Here is a 17,580-nt window from a genome sequence, read left to right on the forward strand (position 1 = left end):
GACGGCGAGCAATTTATGCAATTTGAGTTATTCGTTATATTAACGACAAGAGATATGTCTATTTGTTAATAACGTTAAAAACCTGCCTTAAAAGGTAATTATTATCTTGAATTGCATAGGGGCGAAAACTTTCGCCCCGTTTTACACGGCGGTTATTGGCGGAAGACTTATTAATCGTCGAAGGGTTCACCCAAAGTCAGCATCAGCCGGTTTGCCCAGGCAAAGAACGCCGTCGACTGCACCAGATCCAGCAGCGCCAGCTCATCCAGCCCCTGCTCGCGCAGCACTGCCAGATGTTCGGCGTTAACCTGCGGCGGCGTGGCGGATAACGCCGCAGCAAAATCTATCTGTGCCCGCCACGGCTCCCCTTGCCCCTCACTCAACACGCCCCCTGGAGCCACCTCCAGCAGACGCTGCACCTCATCCGTCTGTTTGGACAACTGTGCCGCCTTGCGCGCATGCACCGAAGCGCAATAGATGCAGCCATTCACCTTGCTGGCCACCGTGGCCGCCAGTTCGCGATCCTTACGTTCCAGCCCGCCTTGCGTATAGAAAATGGCCCGATCCGCCAGCGTTCGCTGCTCCAGCACCGGATGGTTACGTGCCAGCAGGCGGAAATAATCCGAGTCGCTATGCCCGAAGCGCGTCAACAGCGCCTGACCCGATGCATCAAACTCCGCCAGCGGCTTGGCGGCGATCCACGGCTCCCAACCCAGTTCCTGACGGGTAAACACCGGCGGCGCATGGCGGCCACTCAGGGTGACGGACTCGGTGCGCCAACTGCCGGCTCTGACCGGTGAGCCGCTGCTGCCCTCCTCAACCGGCTGACCGCCAAGCAGCCGATAGCCAGTTAACAGACGGCTTTGGAAACTGACAAACGCGATCAGTTGCGACAGGGTGACGATAGCGTCCAGTGACCAACCGGCCTGCTGCAATGCCTGCAAATGCTGGGCATCGGCGCTGGCGGGTTTGAACGCCAACCGTTCGGCATGATCCAGCGCCGCCTGCAAACGCGGGCTATCCTCTGCGCCGCCCTGTTGTTGCAGCAACGCCGCATAATAATGGGCCGCCAGTGATCTATCCGCATGCCATTCGCTGATGCGCTGGGCGACTTGCAACCGCTGCGCTACAGGAAAATCGCCGGCATCGGCGGGAGCAAACAGCGCAAGGTAGCTGGCCTGAATCGCGTCTGTCGCCGCCTGCCGTGTCACTCTGGCCTGTGCCAATGCGGAACCGGGTGCGATCTCTGCCAGCACGGCCAGCAGGTCGTCATTATTCAATGTTGCAGTCATACCTTTTCCTCAGCGTGATGTTCGTGGGAGATGGAAGCGGGAGTGCGACGTTGCCAGCCCAGTTCCGGGGCAACGTGGCGGGCGATCAACTCAATAGAACGCAGAATGTGGGCGTGCGGTGGATCAATGGAATGCACCTGGAACGCCAGGTCGGTGACCCGCGCCAGCGCGCTGTCTTTCTGCAACGAGGCGATCACCTGATCCGGGGTACCGAGATGCACGTCAAAGGCCCGGATCAGCCCATCGAGCGATTCATCCGTCGGCCGATGGCCACTGGCGCGCAGGCGTTCGAGCCCACGGCCCAACCCTTGCGCGGCAAAGTCCCGCGCCTGTTGGCTATTATCGGTCACCAGAGCGGTGCGCGACCCCATAATGCGCGGTGCGATGCCGGGCGGCAGCGCCGCCAGATAGGCGTCGATAATCGGGTTCTGCAATTCGTCCAGCGGCAAATCCGGCGCATCCGCCGAGCGCGGTTGGGTACGCGACAGCATTAAGCCGTCACCGGCACGTCCGGCGCGTTCACCACCTTCCACCGAAAAGGTCGCCTGCCAAACCCGCTCCGCCAACTGCGGCGCGGCCGGGTACAAACGGTTATCCTCACCGCCCAAGGCCTCACCACGCCAGGCGCGCAGCAGCGTGTTGAAGTTGTCAGCAAACACCGCGTGGCGCTGCTGAGCATCAAAACCGAAGGCGCTGAACGATGACGGCGTGCCACCGGCGGCAATCCCCACCTCCAGCCTGCCGTCAGACAGCAGATCCAGCACCGCGGTATCCTCCGCCACCCGAATGGCTGACTCCATCGGCAGCGTGATCACCCCGGTGCCCAGCCGGATATGGCAAGTTCGTGCCGCCACCTGAGCCAGGAACACCAGGGGAGAAGGCAAGCCGCCCTCATCCTCATGAAAATGGTGCTGCGCCACCCAGGCGCTATCAAAGCCGACCCGTTCGGCATGCACGATTTGCTCGGTTGCCAGCCGGTAACGCTGTTGTGCACTGCCCTGATCCAGCAGGCGGGTGAAAAAACCCAGTCTTTTACTGCTCATTAATCGCATCCTTAATCTTGGGCTGTTCGGCATAAAACTGACGGCCGGGAATGGCCTCAATCAACTGACGGGTGTAATCACTGCCCGGCATGGCGAACAGCTCACCGGTCGCGCCACTGTCCACCTGTACCCCTCGGTGCAACACCGAAACGCTGTGTGAAATCTGCCGTACCCTGGCCAGATCGTGTGAGATAAACAAATAGGTCAGCCCCAGTTCCTGCTGCAAATCCTGCAACAGCCGCAGGATCTGCGCCTGTACCGTGACATCCAATGCCGAGGTCGCTTCGTCCAGCACCAGTACCCGTGGCTGCAACACCAGCGCCCGGGCAATCGCCACCCGTTGGCGTTGGCCACCAGACAGTTCGCGCGGCTTGCGGCTCAGCAACTCGTCCGGCAGCGCCACCCGTTCAAACAATTCTCGTACCCGTCGATAACGCTCGGCTTTGCCCAGCGGTTCAAAGTTCAGCAACGGCTCTTCAATCACCTGATACAGCGTCTGCGACGGATCGAGCGAGCCGAACGGGTTCTGGTACACCAACTGAACGCGGCGACGGAACTGCCGCAGCGCTTCGCCCTTCAACTGGGTGAAGTCAACGCCGTCGATAATGATTTGCCCGGCGTCCGGCCGTTGAAAACCGAGCAGGCAGCGTGCCAGCGTGGTTTTGCCGGAGCCGGATTCCCCTACCAGCGCATGGGTGGTGCCACGCGGCACGCTAAACGACACCTGATCCAACGCACGGTAAGTTTTGCCCCCCACACCGGCCAGGCGGAAATCTTTCACCAACCCATTAACCTGGATCGCCAGCTCTTGCGTACTGTTGCTGGGTTGCGACAGCGCCGCACGGGTCAGCGATGGCACGTCGGCAAACAGTCGGCGGGTATAATCGCTGGTGGGGGCACGCAGCACTTCGGCGGTCACACCCTGCTCCTGAACCCGACCATGGCGAAACACCAGCAGCCGGTCGGCACGCTCCGCCGCCACCGCCAGATCGTGAGTCACCAGCAGCACCGCGGTACCAAACTCCTGCCGCAGTTCGTCGATCAGATCGAGAATGCGCTTTTGCACCGTGACATCCAGCGCGCTGGTTGGCTCATCGGCGATAATCAGCGCCGGTTGCAGCGCGATAGCGATGGCGATCAACACCCGCTGTTTCATGCCGCCGGAAAGTTCATGCGGATACTGACGCGCCCGCAGCTCCGGGTGGGTCAGACCAACCCGGGTCAGTAACGCCACCACCCGCTGCTGCACCTGTTTGCGCGGCAGGCGACGGTGAATATTGAGGATTTCCGCTACCTGTTCGCCGATCGTTTTCACCGGGTTGAGCGAGCTGGACGGATCCTGTGGGATCAGACTGATTTGTGCGCCCCGCACCGCATCCAGACGTCGTGACGACCAATGGCTGATATCGGTGCCGTTGAGACGGATAGCGCCCTGCTCCAGACGGCCATTTTCCGTCAGCAGGCCAATGATTGCCTGCGCGGTAGTGGTTTTGCCCGAACCGGACTCGCCGACCAACGCCACCACTTCCCCCGGCTGAATGGCGAACGACACCTGATGCACCACCCGCTGGCTGCCGGTTGCGCCCTGATAGGCAATCGACACCTGCTCCAGCTCCAGCACCGGCGTGGCCGCCGCCCGTTGTAATGCCGTCTGAATACTCATGGCTGCGTTCTCCCCAATGCACGGCTGATGCGATTGGCCGCCAGCACCACCGCCACCACCGCCAGCCCTGGGAAGGTCGTCAGCCACCAGGCGGTGGAAATGTAGTTGCGCCCTTCGGCGATCAGTAGCCCCCACTCCGGCGTCGGTGGCGGGGTGCCATAACCCAGGAAGCTCAGGGTGGCGATCGCCAAAATAGCGCTGCCAAACTGCAATGCCGAGAAGGCGATCACCGAAGTCAGCGAGTTCGGCAGGATGTGCCGCCACAGCACCGCCCAGAAGGTACCACCGCTGCCATAGGCCGCTTCAACGTAATCACTGTGCCGCACCCGCACTACTTCTGCGCGCGCCAGGCGGGCAAAGTTGGCGACCGAAGTAATCCCGACGGCGATGGCGGCGTTAACCGTACCAAACCCCAGTAAAATAATGATGCTCAGCGACAGCAGCAGGCCGGGAATAGACAGCAAGACGTCGACAAAACGCATCACCGCTTCGTCCGCGATGCCCCCGACCGCACCGGCAATCAGCCCCAGCGCGGTGCCCAACAATAAACCCAACGCGACTGCCACCAGCGCTGCGGACAGCGTCTGCGAAGCACCATAGACAATGCGCGCATACAGGTCACGCCCCAGTTGATCGGTGCCCAGCCAGTGTTCGCCGCCCGGCGCCAGCCGCTGCGCACCGGCGATACCTTCGGTGCCGCTGTAGGCAGTGAATAACTGGGGCGCCAGCGCCCACAGCACCGCAATGGCGATCACCGCCCAGGCCAGCAGCAAGGTCAACGGCACGCGACGACGGCGTGGACGGCTGGTCGGTAAGGTTCCTTCACTTTCCAGGCCGCCCAGATCTCGCTCCGGTACGACCGCTTTTTCATAGGAGATACTGCTCATACGGCGACTCCTGTGTGGGTTTTCAGTCGTGGATCCAACAGCGGGAACAGCAGATCCACCAGCAGATTGAGGGTGACGAAAGCGGCGGCGGAGATCACCACAATCGCCTGCAGTACCGCCACGTCCTGATTCAGCACCGCCTGCAGGGTCAGTTGTCCCAGCCCGCTGCGGCCAAACACGGTTTCGGTGATCAGCGCACCGGCAATCAGTTCGCCAAGCAGAATGCCGGCGATGGTCAGCGCCGGCAGCATGGCGTTGCGCGCCACATGCCGCCACAGCACCCCGCTACGGCTGGCACCTTTGGCGCGTGCCACGGCGACAAACGGCTGGGTCTGCACCTGGTCAATGCTGCGGATCAGGATCTGCGCCAGCGGGGCGGAGATCGGCACCGCCAGGGTCACAATCGGCAGGATAAGCCCTTGCCACTCACCCGGATTGATCACCGGGATCAGCTTGAGTTGGAACGAAAACACCTGAATCAACACAATACCCAGCCAGAAGGTTGGCACCGAAACGAACAGTGACGGCAGCGATTGCAGCGCCGATCTCAGCCAGCCAAAACCGGTCAGATTGGAGATAAAGGCAATCGCCAGCGCCAACAGCAGCGCCAGCGTAAAGCCCAGCACCGCCAGTTGCAGCGTAGCGGGCAGGTTGGTGGCCAACAGTTCGGTGACCGGTACCCCGGCCTGAATGGAGTAGCCCAGATCCCCCCGCAGCACGTTACCCAGCGCATGCAGATACTGCTGCCACAGCGACACATCGGCACCATAGGCGGCACGCATATCGGCGATCTGCGCCGGACTGAGTCCCATGTCCGGATTCTGGAACTTAATCAGGATCGCATCACCCGGCAGCACCTGCAGCAGGAGAAACGACAGGCTAAAGGTCGCCCACAGCACCAGTAGCGCCTGTGCGATACGCCGCGCCAGATATCGGCTCATCATGATCTCCTTAATGTTTCTCTAACCAGGCGCCGTAGAAACTCGGGCGACCCACGGCTTCGAAACTCACCCCTTTCAGATAAGGCGCGCCGGCAAACACCTGCGGCTCCTCAAAGAATGGGATCACATAGGCCTGATCGAGCAGGTAATTTTGTGCCTCGCCGGCAATCTGCAGGCGTTTTTGCGCATCCACCTCAGAGGCAATGCCCAGCAGTAGCGTGTTCAGCTTGTCGTCGCTGAACTGACTGTTTTTACCGGAGCCACCTTGCTGCAACAGCGCATCGCGGTTGGTCGGGTAGAACTGGCTTTTAATCACGTCCGGATCGGCCCGCCCCACCTCCACCACCGCCGCCGGGGTTTTCTGCGGGTCGAGGTTATCTGCTACCCGGCTGCCGGCGTCACCGGCCAGAATATTCAAGCGCGCACCGACCTTGCCCCACTGCTGCGAAACCAGTTGCAGCACCGCCTTGTTCTGCGGTTGCGGCAGCGATTCGTAGACATTCAGCAGCAGTTTTTTACCGTCTTTCTCACGCAGGCCGTCGCTGCCCTTTTTCCAGCCCGCCTCATCCAACAGGCGGTTGGCCAGTTGCGGATCGAACTTCAGCTTGGCGGACAAGTCGACAAAACCGGCGGCGGAAGAGGCAATCACCGATTTGGCCTGTGGGTAGTTAACCGAGAACAGCGTATCGACGATCTGCTTGCTGTCGGTGGCATGCAGTAGCGCCTGACGCACGCGCAGATCGCTTACCAGCGGGTTATCCGGTCGGAAGGCGATGCTGTCATTAACGCCACGCGTTGGGGCCGCGTAGATTGTGAACCCCTGATCCTGAGTCTGCTTCTCGTCGTAGGCCTGGATCTGGCGAATAAAGTCCGCCTGCCCGGCTTGCAACGCACCAATGCGCACACTGTCCTCACCGGTAACAATTACCTTGATCGCGTCCAGATTGGCGCGCCCTTGTTGAGCCAGCCTGGCCGGCCCCCAGTGGTAATCTTTGCGAACGCTAAGACTGACCTCACGCCCCAGCGTCTCGGCGCTGACCACAAACGGGCCGGATCCGATGATATGGTGCGCATCGCCGAGTTGGTCATAGTTGCGGTTCAGGGTGCTGAGCGAAACCAATCCCGAGCCAATCGTGGCGGTACCCTGCAGGAAACCTGGCGACGAATGCTTGAAGTAAAATTTGACGGTTAACGGGTCGATCACTTCGCTGTGGTCGTAGTTATTGATGACTTCAGACACCGGCAGGCGTTTCTCTTTATTGCCCAGGCCATAGGTATCGAAGTTTTTTGCCACCGCGTTAGCATCCAGCGGAGTGCCGTCGGAGAAGGTCACACCCGGCCGCAGCTTGAAGGTGTATTCGGTTTTGTCAGCGTTGCTGTTCCAGGATTCGGCGATCCACGGCTCAATCTCCAGCGTTTGCGGGTTCTGGTAGGTCAGTTTGTCAGTGATTTGATTGAGGATGCCGCCATTGGGATAGAAGCCGCCGGAAGGCGGATAAAGGTTGGTGTGCGCCTGCTGTTCCAGGTAGACCAGCGTGCCGCCCTGCACCGAGGCCAGCGCCGGGTTCATCACCGCCGCCAGGCCCAATGCCACCGTTATCCCGCGGGTTAATCTATTGAAAGAGAAATTAAACATCGTATGCCACGCCTTCTTTATTTCGGAATGTTATGGGTTAGATAACAAACCAAATCAGCGGGGAGTTGAACGAACTAATTTCGCTAACCAATGGCGGAAAATGCACAAGGCATCGGTGGTTGGCAGAAAGGATGTTTTGTTATAACGTATCAGAAATTAAATCAGGAAGACCAAAATGAAAATTCAGCTCTCGCTGTTGTTCCTTGGCCTGTTGGCCGGACGCGCCGCCGCGTTTCAATCCAGGGTGCCAGAACCCCAGCCTGAACAGACGCGCGCAGCGGAAAATAATATCGAGAATAGGTTCTACGGCTTTCATGCGCTGGATGCGCAAACGGTCAATGTCGGCACCTGCGCCGCCTTGCCGCAGGCCGGATGCCAGTGTGCTTTCTGCACCATGCTGCGGCAGGCCGGACCGGCAAAATAACCTGTCCGGCATAGCTTATCGGCAGGCTGCGACGCCAGGGGTCACAACTCGTTGTGGTGTGTTAGAGAAACGGGTCAGTGCCGTCAGTACCACCGCGATGACCAGCGAAGTGCCCATAAAGATATAGGAAGCCTGCGGCCCCTGCGTAATACCGTTGAGATAGCCGACAATCCAGGCCCCCACAAATGACCCCAGTGCGCCAAAACTCACGATAAATGCCATCGCCCCCGCCATCACGTTGCGTGGCAATAGCTCCGGGATCGCCGCAAAGAACGGGCCATAAGGCGTATACATAGCTCCGCCGGCAATCACCAGCAAGACGTAGGACAACCAAAAATGGTTAGCACCCAGTGTGAAAGACGCGCAGAAGCAAACCGCCCCCAATCCCAGAAACAACAGCACCACCAGCTTGCGCTGTTGATACTTATCAGAGAAATAGGATGCACCAAGCATCAGCGGCACCGCCAACAAATAAGGTGCAGCAGACAACCAGCCGGTAGCGACAATCCCCATGCCGGAAGCGGTTTTCAAGATCGACGGCAGCCACATAATGAAACCGTACATACCGATATTCCAGAAGAAATGAATAAACGACAGTGCCAATACCTTGCGTGACCGAAAGGCCTCGCCGTAATTTTTAATCGGTTGCATACCGGTCTGTTCAGCGGCGAGGGCGGCCTCAAGAGCAGCTTTCTCCTGCTCACTGAGCCAGGTGGCATCTTTTGGCCGATCGACAAAGATCACCCACCAGATTGCCGCCCAGATAATGGCCGGCACCCCTTCAATGATAAACATGCCACGCCAGCCAAAGGCGTCCACCAGATAACCGGACAGTATCGACATCCACAGCACGGTAATCGGGTTGCCAAGAAACAGGAAAGTATTGGCTTTCGAGCGTTCCTGCTTGGTAAACCAATGGCTGAGGAACACCAGCATCGCCGGCATCACGACGCTTTCCGCCACCCCAAGCAGGAAGCGGATCGCCGCCAACATTGCCACATTGCTGACCAAACCGGTAGCGGTGGCCAAAATGCCCCACAACACCAGGCTCCAAAAAATCAGCCCCTTGGCACTGCGTTTCTCGGCGTAAATTCCTCCCGGCACTTGGAAAAAGAAATAACCGAGGAAAAATAGCGCCCCCAAGAGTGAAGACATACCCGGCGTAATATTGAGATCGTGCGCCAGCCCTGCGGCCGCTCCAAATCCGTAATTGGCACGATCCAGGTAGGCCAGGCTATAGGTAATGAAAGCCAGCGGAATAAGCTTTCGCCAGCGGATCGGTGCCAGCTTGGTGGGTAAATTGATGCTCATATTCGTTTTCCCCAGGAATTTTAATGGATGCCGGTTTATACCTAATGACCGCGCTTGTTGGTGCCCCTTTAAAACATCTGATGTCATACCTTAACTTGTATGACATCACTCAAGATTAAAAATGAATCACATTTCGGTCGTATTCAATGGCCAGTGCTTCGAATTGAAATGACGATCACAAAATAAATTTATTCTCCCGACCTGGTGTCAGCCACGCAAAAATGTGGCGAACAGCTTCACACCTGCGGCATGGCGTGCTATACCACAGGCATGTTGTAGGACAACTTATGCGATGGATATCATGAGTCTTCAATCAATCCAAAAACACAACGTGGTCAACGCGGTCTATGAGCAAATAAAGGAAAAACTGTTGGACGGCAGTTGGCCGCCTGGCAGCAAACTCCCCTCAGAAGCGGAACTGACCACCTCTTTCAACGTCAGCCGGGTCAGCATTCGCAGCGCGGTGCAGCGTCTGCGCGATCTGGGCATCGTGGTGACCCATCAGGGCAAAGGCAGTTTTGTCGCCCAACACCTCAATCCACAGAGCCTGTTCAATGAACAGCAACCGATCATGCACCTCAGCCGTGAAGAGTTTCACGACATGATGGTGTTCCGCCAAACGGTGGAGTTCAAATGTATGGAGCTGGCGGTATTAAACGCCACGCCCGAGGACATTACCGCGCTGGAACAAGCCCTGAACCGCATGCTGATCAACAAAGACGATTACAAAAAGTACTCTCAGGCCGATTTTGAGTTTCACCTGGCCATAGCCAAAGCGTCACAGAACAAGGTGTTCTACAACGTGATGAACTCAATCAAAGACACCTATTACTACTACCTGGAAGAACTGAACCGGGCATTGGGGATTTCTTTGGAAAGCGTCGAGGCACACATCAAGGTGTTTATGGCGATTAAAAACCGCGACTCTTCTACCGCCGTTGCAGTACTCAACGAGGCGATGGCGGACAACGTCACCGCCATCGAAAAACTCAAACAGGCCACACCGGACACCGAGTGATGCACTTTCAAAGGGCGCAATTGAATGCGTCCACAGGTGAGGTTAAGGCCGTGACGCCGTGCCGTCCGGCGTACGTGCCAGAGTCCAGGACGGGATACCGCCGATACACGGGTACTGCGCCGCTTTTTGCTCATCGATATCTATACCTAACCCTGGGCGAACGCTCAGGTAGGCATAACCCCGCTCAATTTCCGGACAGCCGCTAAACACTTCACGCAAGGCGTCATTCATCGGCGTGTATTCCTGAATACCAAAATTGGTCACGCTCATATCCAGGTGCAGGTTGGCGGCGACGCCGACTGGAGAAATGTCGCCCGGCCCGTGCCACGCGGTACGCACACCATGGATTTCACTCAGCGTCGCCAATTTTTTCGCCGGGGTAATACCGCCAATGGTGCTGACGTGACAACGGATATAATCGATCAGGTTATTAGTAATCAGTGGCTTCCAGTCATTGATGTTGGTGAACAACTCCCCCATTGAAATCGGCGTGGAGGATTGCTGACGCAGCATTTTCAACCAGTCTATATTTTCCGGCGCCACCGGATCTTCGAGATAAAACAATTGGTATGGCTCCAGCGTTTTGGCCAGTTGAACGGCGGCGATCGGCGTAACACGCTCATGTACATCATGAATAAACTCAATGCCGAAGCCCAGCTTATTACGCAAGTGTTCGAACAGACGTGGCACGCTTCTCACATAGGCATCGGGATCAAAATAAATGCCCGGTGTATTGCCGCGCGGGGAACGTTTAGGCTGAATGTTTTTTGCCCGAGCCAATTGGGTGGCGATCAATTTCAGATCGTCCGTGCCCGCCCCACCGTACATCCCCATCTGGCAACGCACGTATTGATAGCCCTCCTCCATACGTGCGCGGATGTTGTCCTCTACCTCAAACTCATCGCTACCGTCGGTGTGGCAATACAGCGGAATACCGTCGCGGCATTGGCCGCCCAAGAGTTCATAAACGGGCAGACCGGCGACTTTCCCTTTGATGTCCCACAGCGCCATGTCCACACCGGACAGGGCATTGTTCATGATCGGACCGCTGCGCCAGTAGCCGCTTACGCAGGCAGACTGCCAGATATCCTCGATGCGCGATGGATCCTTACCGATTAGAAACGGTGCCATATAGTCGTCGATGGCCGTTTTCACCGCATGAATGCGTTGAGTGAAGGTCGCGCACCCCAGGCCATATAGGCCCGGTTGGTTCGTCTCGACCTTCACTACAGCCAGATCGATACCGCCTGGCGCGGTGAGAATAGTTTTCACGCCGGTGATTCTTAGATTACCCACTGTAAACTCCTTTGCCGCTAACTCATCAGTTGTCCTACAAGGTGTGGTTAGATTTATATCATCGATAGTGCATGGGCTAAAGCGTCGTTCAAAAATTATGTGCGCCGCGTCATGAAAACAAACTCAACCAATTGTTTTACATTACAATTATTTAATGTTGAATTTTTCTTTTGTGATCCGCGCTTCAAAAACCATTTAACAGAATTGATTTCTGCCAAGGCTTAACGCAACGTTTATATGAATGATGTCATACATGTTGAGCAGCACTAAGCTTAACACGATGCCAATAGCGGTACATGCCGAATCAGGATCCTATAACCAACAGTAAGAGGTTGATATGTCTGCTCTGTTCGATTTAACGGGGAAAACGGCGCTGGTCACCGGTTCTTCTCGCGGATTAGGTTTTTCCTACGCTGAGGGGTTGGCTGCGGCCGGAGCCAGCGTCATTTTAAACGGTACGCAACCTGCAACGGTACAGGCCGCGGTCGAGCGACTGCAATCTCAAGGTCTGCAGGCGCGCGGTTTCGCCTTTGACGTTACCGATGAACAAGCCATAGAGGCGGTATTCAATCAGCTCGACGAGGAACGGGTTGAGGTTGATATTGTGATCAACAATGCCGGTATTCAGTACCGTAGCCCCCTGCTCAACCTGGAGTTGGAACAGTGGCAGCGGGTGCTCGATACCAACCTGACCAGCGCATTTATCGTTGGTCGAGCCGCCGCCAGGCGGATGATCGCCCGCGGTAAAGGGGGGAAAATCATTAACATCGGTTCGCTGACCAGCCAAGCCGCCCGCGCCACGGTTGCGCCTTATACCGCCGCCAAAGGTGGCATCAAGATGCTCACCTGTTCAATGGCCGCCGAGTGGGCCGAGTTTAATATTCAGTCCAACGCCATCGGTCCGGGTTATATATTGACCGATATGAATGCCGCGCTGGTTGATAACCCCGAGTTCGATGCCTGGGTGAAAGCCAGCAATCCCTCTAAACGCTGGGGTAAACCAGAAGAGCTGATCGGCACCGCCGTGTACCTCGCGTCCAATGCTTCCAACTACGTGAATGGACAAATTATTTACGTCGATGGCGGTTGGTTGGCCGTACTGTAACCCTGACCCGCTTTAAATCTGTTTACTTACCCGTGGCATATGACTGTTACGGGGGCATCTCTGTAGCCAAAATTTATAAAAATAAACACCCTGACCAGGACAACACTATGAAAGCAACAAAATCGCGATTCTTTATTCTGTCGCTGTTGTTTATTGTGACGGCTATAAATTATATGGACCGGGCCAACCTGTCCGTCGCCGGCAGTAAAATTCAGTCTGAGTTCGATCTCAGCGCCACCCAACTGGGTTTACTGTTTTCCATGTTTACCTGGTTCTACGCCGCCAGCCAGATCCCGGTTGGTTACGTACTGGATCGCATTGGCTCACGGATACTTTACGGCAGCGCCATTATTCTGTGGAGCGTCTTTACTTTCCTGATGGGCTTCGCCTCGCATCATTTGTTCGCCACTGCAACAGCATCATTCTTAATGCTGCTGGCCTGTCGGGCGCTGATTGGTATTGCCGAAGCCCCCTCCTTCCCCTCCAACACCAAGATCATCGCCAGTTGGTTCCCCGACCACGAGCGGGCACGCGCCACGGCGATTTATTCCAGCGCACAATATATCGGGCTGGCACTGTTAACCCCGGCGTTGTCCTTTGTGGTGGCGGATTACGGTTGGGAGATGTCATTCTACCTGTCCGGCGGCGTTGGCATCCTGTTTGGCATTTACTGGTTAGTTAAATATCGCGATCCGCAACACAGCAGTAAAACCAACCAACAGGAGTTGGATTACATTCGTGAAGGCGGTGGCTATGGTTCAAAAAACCAGGCCTGCGTCAGTGAAAAAGTGCGCTGGCGCGATATCGCCTTTTTCCTGAAGAATCGCACCGTCTGGGGCCTGTTCATCGCCCAGTTCGCTTGCTCATCCACACTCTATTTCTTCCTGACCTGGTTTATTGTTTACCTGGAGAAAGGTCTGCACTTACCGATCGCCAAAGCCGGGCTGGGTGCTTCATTCCCCTATCTGATGGCGATGGCAGGCGTACTGTGTGGCGGTACGCTGAGTGATTTGCTGCTGAAAAAGGGCAAATCCCGCACCTTTGCCCGCAAACTGCCGGTGATGTCCGGCCTGTGTCTGACCATGATTATCTGCCTGGTCAATTTTTTCGAAGATCAACCGGTGATCGCCATCGCCATCTTGTCCATCGCCTTTTTCGCCAACGCCTTTTCCAATCTGGGTTGGGTGGTCTGGAGCGATGTGATCCCACGTAATTTTATCGGCACTATGGGCGGCTGCCTGAATATCTGCGGCAACCTTTCCGGCATCATCAGTCCAATAGTCATTGGCGTCATTCTGCAACGCACCAATAACTTCCACTATGCAATGTGGTATATCGCCGCCGTAGCCCTGATGGGTCTGTTGGCCTACACCTTCCTGGTCGGCAAGATTGAAGTGATCGTACCCCCGAAATCCGATCAACCTTTAGCACCGCGCTCCAACGCGGATCTCCACAAACTTGAGGCAAAATAATGAGCAAACGGATCCTAAGCTGTAAAGCCTGCTTCGCCTACGGTGAAAAAGATGTGCGCGTTGAGCAACGCGAGCTGGAATACGATGAGAATGACGTACTGGTGAAGGTCGAACGCGGCGGTATCTGTGGCTCGGATATCCATTATTACCAGCACGGCCGTGCCGGCATGTCGATCCTCAAACACCCGATAGTCGTCGGGCATGAATTCGTCGGCACCCTTAGCCAGGTGCCGGTCGGTTCGGCATTTCGGGTGGGACAGAAGGTGGCCATCAATCCGTCACAACCCTGTAATCATTGCGAATACTGCCTGGCAGGCAAACAGAACCTCTGCGCCACTATGCGTTTTATGGGCAGTGCGCAGTTTAATCCGCACGTTGACGGCGGATTTTCCGAATACGTGGTAGCCACAGAACAACAATGCATTCCCTATCGCGATGACGTATCCCCACAGATCATGGCCTTTGCCGAACCGCTGGCGGTTGCCATTCATGCCGTCAATGTCGCGGGCACGCTAGTGGGCAAACGTGTGCTGGTGATCGGTGCCGGCCCTATTGGCTGTTTGATCCTGGCCGCCGCCCGCAGTGCCGGTGCCGCCGAACTGGTGGCTTCCGACGTCAGTGAACGCTGCCTGGAGCTGGCGCGACAAATGGGCGCGACCAACACCTTTAACCCGCTGGAGGAAGGCAGCGCTACTGTTTATCAGAGCAATAAAGGCTATTTCGACGTGGTGTTTGAGGCCTCCGGCAGCCCGGCGGCCATCGCATCCACCGTGACGCTGGCCCGCCCTGCCGGTACCGTGGTGCAGGTGGGCATGGGAGCCTCTAACGTTGACTATCCGGTTATGCCGATGCTGGTGAAGGAAATCCGTTGGGTAGGTTCATTCCGTTTTGTCGACGAATTTGCCACCGCCGTTAAATGGCTACAGGACGGCCGTATCGATCCACTGCCACTGCTCAGCGGTGAATATCCACCGGAAGCCATCGAAAACGCACTGATCGCAGCCGGTGACAAAACATTGTCTTCCAAGGTGCAGATCAAATTCTGATCCCCTGCCGAGCCGGGCTGAAAGCACTCAGCCCAGCTCATACTGCACGATCAACTGCCCTTTTTTCATCTTGAGCGCGGTGATATTTACCGCCCCCAACTCACCCAGTGAGAGGACATGGGTGCCGCCGCAGCCATAGGCAGGCAGCTCGCCGAACCCCACCTGACGCATACCCTCGACCTCTACCTGCCTGCGCGGTAAATCCGCCGCGATCAGCCGCGCCAACTCCGCGTCCAGAAAATCCTGATCCAGGGTTTGGGGTTCTGCACCCGGTGCAAAGGTAATGCGCCCTTCACCCGGCCAGTGATGCGCCTTGACCGGTTGCCAGCCGCGCGTTTCACCCAGCCAGCCAATCAGATGCCCGGCGGAGTGCCAGCGGGTATGTAACCGACGCTGCTCGCCCTCAACCTGCACGCTGACCGGGCCAAGAGGCACGGGGTCGGCGGTAAAATGCAGCACCTGATCCCCCTGTTGTGCCACACGCTGCACCGGAATAGCACCCAGCCTGCCGCCATCTGCCGGTTGTCCGCCGCCCTGAGGATGAAACAGCGTGGCGTTCAGTGTTATCGCGTATCCGCCGTCTTCAACCGGGGTACAGGCCAGCACCTGCGCTTCAGCCTGTAAATCGTCGCTGTAAAAATAGAGTCGTTCGGTCATGGTTTTTCTCCTGGTTAGTGGCCCCATTATATTCATGCCATAATCAAAGCATAATCCGTCAACTTTACAATGGACCTTTGCGCTGTGAGCACAAATATCTCTCATTCACTGCTGGCCGAAATGGCCGTGTTTGTTCAGGTGGTGGAAAGCGGCAGTTTTTCCGCCGCTGCCCGTCGGCTGGGCACTTCCCCTTCTGCCGCCAGCCGTAGCGTGGCCAAACTCGAACAGGCGTTGGCGTTGCAACTGCTGCACCGTACCACCCGCAAGCTGCGCATGAGTGAACAAGGTGAAGAGGTGTTTCTGCGCTGTCGCAGCATGCTGGACGCCGCGCACTCGGTGATGGCGTTCAGCGGCCGGGGAGCGGTAGAACCGGAGGGGCTGGTCAGCGTCAGCGTGCCCAAAGCCGTCGGCCGCTTTGTGTTGCACCCGCATATGCCAGAGTTTCTACGCCGTTATCCCAAGGTAGATGTTCGCCTGCGGTTGGAAGACCGCTATATGGATTTGATTGACGATAGGGTCGATCTGGCGCTGCGCATTACCGAACGCCCTTCTCCCGGCTTGATCGGCCGCCAGCTGATGACCATCGAACACCTGCTGTGCGCCACCCCCGGTTATCTGGCACAGCACGGCACGCCGCAGCATCCGCAGGATTTAACTCAGCATAGCTGTATTTATCTGGGAGAAACGCCCAACGACGCCCGTTGGAAATTCCGTCGCGCCGGTAAAACGGTCACGGTGAATGTGCACGGGCGCTATGCCGCCAACCACACTGGCGTGCGGCTGGATGCGCTGAAACAGCACATTGGCATTGGCAGCCTGCCGTATTTTACGGCCCGGCAGGCGCTGGACAGCGGTGAAGTGGTGCAGGTGCTGCCGGAATGGGACTTTCTCAGCAGTTATCACGGCGGCCTGTGGCTGCTGTATGGCCCTAACCAGCATCTGCCGCCCAAACTGCGGGTGTTTATCGACTATCTGGTCGCCTGTCTGGCGAAAGAGCCACAGCTAAAGCGCCTTGCGTAGGGTGATATTGATCCGATGTGGGCCCACGAGCGAATGGTAGCCCTCTTTGATCGGCATAATACCGTGGAAGCACAGCCGCGACGGGCCACCCCACACCACCACGTCACCGTGTGCCAGCGGAATGCGTTGGGCGCGGTCACTGCGCTGCATGCCACCGAACTGGAACACCGCCGGTAACCCCAGTGAGACCGAAACGATCGGCGAGCCGAAATCATGCTCGTCTTTATCCTGATGCAACGACAGCTTGCTGCCCGGATCGTAACGGTTCATCAGGCAGGAGTCCGGCACGAAAGGGGCAAAGCCCGCTTGCTGCGCCGCTTCATCCGCCAGCGCCATCAGAATCGCCGGGATCGGCGGCCAGTGTTTGCCACTGCGCGAGTCGCGTTCGGAGTAACGGTAGCCCCGGCTGTCACTGCTCCAGCCATTGCCACACCAACTCATCGCCACCGACATCACGTGGCCACCCGGCGTGGTCATGTGCCGCCAGGGCACCTGGGCGATCACCCCATTCACCGCGGCCAGCAACTCCGGGCCGTGATCGCGCACAAAACCGTGCATCACCACCGCCCCTGGGGCAATCTGCTCCCGCCACGGCGGCGGTACGGCGTCTTCAAAAAGATCGAGGGTCATCACAAAACATCTGTATTAATACACAGTATTTATTTTAACCTGCCGACGCCGATTGTCCAGTGTGATGCGCGACATTGTTGTCGGCACCAAACTTCACTAGAGTAGACGGCAATAAAATCAATCACTTTTCAGGACAGTC

16 protein-coding genes are annotated in these 17,580 nt (G+C 57.1%); 6 read left to right on the forward strand and 10 right to left on the reverse strand.

Features of this window, described 5'->3' with window-relative positions; genetic code table 11:
• Positions 1-170: 170 nt before the first annotated feature.
• Genes NHG65_RS17335 through NHG65_RS17360 form a run of 6 tightly spaced genes read right to left on the reverse strand, consistent with a single transcriptional unit; the run spans position 171 to position 7,396 of the window.
• Positions 171-1,292, reverse strand: a complete 1,122-nt coding sequence (locus NHG65_RS17335) for an alkylhydroperoxidase domain protein (RefSeq protein ID WP_499182484.1) — start codon at positions 1,290-1,292, stop codon at positions 171-173.
• Positions 1,289-2,335: a putative FMN-dependent luciferase-like monooxygenase gene (locus NHG65_RS17340; RefSeq protein WP_499182485.1), complete on the reverse strand. Its 1,047-nt coding sequence runs from the start codon at positions 2,333-2,335 to the stop codon at positions 1,289-1,291. Before NHG65_RS17340 ends, NHG65_RS17335 begins: the two co-directional genes overlap by 4 nt.
• A complete protein-coding gene (locus NHG65_RS17345; protein ID WP_499182486.1) occupies positions 2,325-3,998 on the reverse strand; it encodes a dipeptide ABC transporter ATP-binding protein in 1,674 nt (557 codons plus the stop codon). Before NHG65_RS17345 ends, NHG65_RS17340 begins: the two co-directional genes overlap by 11 nt.
• Positions 3,995-4,885, reverse strand: a complete 891-nt coding sequence (locus NHG65_RS17350) for an ABC transporter permease (RefSeq protein ID WP_085117539.1) — start codon at positions 4,883-4,885, stop codon at positions 3,995-3,997. Before NHG65_RS17350 ends, NHG65_RS17345 begins: the two co-directional genes overlap by 4 nt.
• Entirely contained in the window at positions 4,882-5,826 is a 945-nt protein-coding gene (locus NHG65_RS17355) for an ABC transporter permease (RefSeq protein WP_099064569.1), read from the reverse strand. Before NHG65_RS17355 ends, NHG65_RS17350 begins: the two co-directional genes overlap by 4 nt.
• Positions 5,827-5,836: 10 nt before the next feature.
• On the reverse strand, positions 5,837-7,396 hold the full coding sequence (locus NHG65_RS17360; protein WP_232519119.1) for a TIGR04028 family ABC transporter substrate-binding protein: 1,560 nt from the start codon (positions 7,394-7,396) through the stop codon (positions 5,837-5,839).
• 241 nt (positions 7,397-7,637) lie between these two features.
• Between NHG65_RS17360 and NHG65_RS17365 the strand changes: the two genes are divergently transcribed.
• Positions 7,638-7,886 carry a hypothetical protein gene (locus NHG65_RS17365; RefSeq protein WP_085117542.1) on the forward strand — a complete coding sequence of 83 codons (249 nt, stop codon included), beginning with the start codon at positions 7,638-7,640 and terminating at the stop codon, positions 7,884-7,886.
• A gap of 15 nt (positions 7,887-7,901) precedes the next feature.
• On the opposite strand, the gene NHG65_RS17370 is transcribed toward NHG65_RS17365, so the two are convergent.
• Positions 7,902-9,197 (reverse strand): MFS transporter, encoded by a 1,296-nt coding sequence (locus NHG65_RS17370; RefSeq protein WP_499182487.1) that lies wholly within the window; start codon positions 9,195-9,197, stop codon positions 7,902-7,904.
• A 301-nt stretch (positions 9,198-9,498) separates the two neighbouring features.
• On the opposite strand from NHG65_RS17370, the gene NHG65_RS17375 reads away from it, so the two are divergent.
• Positions 9,499-10,215: a FadR/GntR family transcriptional regulator gene (locus NHG65_RS17375; RefSeq protein ID WP_099064599.1), complete on the forward strand. Its 717-nt coding sequence runs from the start codon at positions 9,499-9,501 to the stop codon at positions 10,213-10,215.
• A gap of 42 nt (positions 10,216-10,257) precedes the next feature.
• Here NHG65_RS17375 and NHG65_RS17380 read toward each other — a convergent pair whose 3' ends face one another.
• Positions 10,258-11,511, reverse strand: a complete 1,254-nt coding sequence (locus NHG65_RS17380; protein WP_099064572.1) for an enolase C-terminal domain-like protein — start codon at positions 11,509-11,511, stop codon at positions 10,258-10,260.
• 337 nt (positions 11,512-11,848) lie between these two features.
• Here NHG65_RS17380 and NHG65_RS17385 point away from each other — a divergent pair, with 337 nt between their 5' ends.
• From NHG65_RS17385 to idnD, 3 genes are all read left to right on the forward strand, one after another.
• Positions 11,849-12,616: an SDR family oxidoreductase gene (locus tag NHG65_RS17385; RefSeq protein WP_099064573.1), complete on the forward strand. Its 768-nt coding sequence runs from the start codon at positions 11,849-11,851 to the stop codon at positions 12,614-12,616.
• Positions 12,617-12,723: 107 nt separating this feature from the next.
• Entirely contained in the window at positions 12,724-14,088 is a 1,365-nt protein-coding gene (locus NHG65_RS17390; RefSeq protein WP_207978195.1) for an MFS transporter, read from the forward strand.
• A complete protein-coding gene (gene idnD / locus NHG65_RS17395; protein WP_207978193.1) occupies positions 14,088-15,134 on the forward strand; it encodes an L-idonate 5-dehydrogenase in 1,047 nt (348 codons plus the stop codon). The genes NHG65_RS17390 and idnD overlap by 1 nt, the downstream gene beginning before the upstream one ends.
• Before the next feature lie 27 nt (positions 15,135-15,161).
• Here idnD and NHG65_RS17400 read toward each other — a convergent pair whose 3' ends face one another.
• Entirely contained in the window at positions 15,162-15,791 is a 630-nt protein-coding gene (locus NHG65_RS17400) for an alanyl-tRNA editing protein (RefSeq protein WP_207978192.1), read from the reverse strand.
• A gap of 84 nt (positions 15,792-15,875) precedes the next feature.
• Between NHG65_RS17400 and NHG65_RS17405 the strand changes: the two genes are divergently transcribed.
• Positions 15,876-16,811, forward strand: coding sequence for a LysR family transcriptional regulator (locus tag NHG65_RS17405; protein ID WP_207978191.1), 936 nt, complete (start codon positions 15,876-15,878; stop codon positions 16,809-16,811).
• Here NHG65_RS17405 and alkB read toward each other — a convergent pair.
• Positions 16,794-17,441 carry a DNA oxidative demethylase AlkB gene (alkB, locus tag NHG65_RS17410; RefSeq protein WP_207978190.1) on the reverse strand — a complete coding sequence of 216 codons (648 nt, stop codon included), beginning with the start codon at positions 17,439-17,441 and terminating at the stop codon, positions 16,794-16,796. The two genes, NHG65_RS17405 and alkB, sit on opposite strands and share 18 nt — an antisense overlap.
• Between the last annotated feature and the right edge of the window lie 139 nt (positions 17,442-17,580).

It is taken from the genome of Serratia myotis, assembly GCF_027474885.1.
In the GTDB taxonomy this organism is placed as follows: Bacteria; Pseudomonadota; Gammaproteobacteria; order Enterobacterales; family Enterobacteriaceae; genus Serratia; species Serratia proteamaculans.

Bases quoted from the DNA above. Each gene is read 5' to 3' on its own strand.
- alkB (WP_207978190.1), bottom strand. From the start codon at position 17,441: ATGACCCTCGATCTTTTTGAAGACGCCGTACCGCCGCCGTGGCGGGAG.
- NHG65_RS17355 (WP_099064569.1), bottom strand. From the start codon at position 5,826: ATGAGCCGATATCTGGCGCGGCGTATCGCACAGGCGCTACTGGTGCTG.
- NHG65_RS17375 (WP_099064599.1), top strand. From the start codon at position 9,499: ATGAGTCTTCAATCAATCCAAAAACACAACGTGGTCAACGCGGTCTAT.
- NHG65_RS17345 (WP_499182486.1), bottom strand. From the start codon at position 3,998: ATGAGTATTCAGACGGCATTACAACGGGCGGCGGCCACGCCGGTGCTG.
- NHG65_RS17370 (WP_499182487.1), bottom strand. From the start codon at position 9,197: ATGAGCATCAATTTACCCACCAAGCTGGCACCGATCCGCTGGCGAAAG.
- NHG65_RS17360 (WP_232519119.1), bottom strand. From the start codon at position 7,396: ATGAACCCGGCGCTGGCCTCGGTGCAGGGCGGCACGCTGGTCTACCTG.
- NHG65_RS17365 (WP_085117542.1), top strand. From the start codon at position 7,638: ATGAAAATTCAGCTCTCGCTGTTGTTCCTTGGCCTGTTGGCCGGACGC.
- NHG65_RS17350 (WP_085117539.1), bottom strand. From the start codon at position 4,885: ATGAGCAGTATCTCCTATGAAAAAGCGGTCGTACCGGAGCGAGATCTG.
- NHG65_RS17340 (WP_499182485.1), bottom strand. From the start codon at position 2,335: ATGAGCAGTAAAAGACTGGGTTTTTTCACCCGCCTGCTGGATCAGGGC.
- NHG65_RS17335 (WP_499182484.1), bottom strand. From the start codon at position 1,292: ATGACTGCAACATTGAATAATGACGACCTGCTGGCCGTGCTGGCAGAG.
- idnD (WP_207978193.1), top strand. From the start codon at position 14,088: ATGAGCAAACGGATCCTAAGCTGTAAAGCCTGCTTCGCCTACGGTGAA.
- NHG65_RS17390 (WP_207978195.1), top strand. From the start codon at position 12,724: ATGAAAGCAACAAAATCGCGATTCTTTATTCTGTCGCTGTTGTTTATT.
- NHG65_RS17400 (WP_207978192.1), bottom strand. From the start codon at position 15,791: ATGACCGAACGACTCTATTTTTACAGCGACGATTTACAGGCTGAAGCG.
- NHG65_RS17385 (WP_099064573.1), top strand. From the start codon at position 11,849: ATGTCTGCTCTGTTCGATTTAACGGGGAAAACGGCGCTGGTCACCGGT.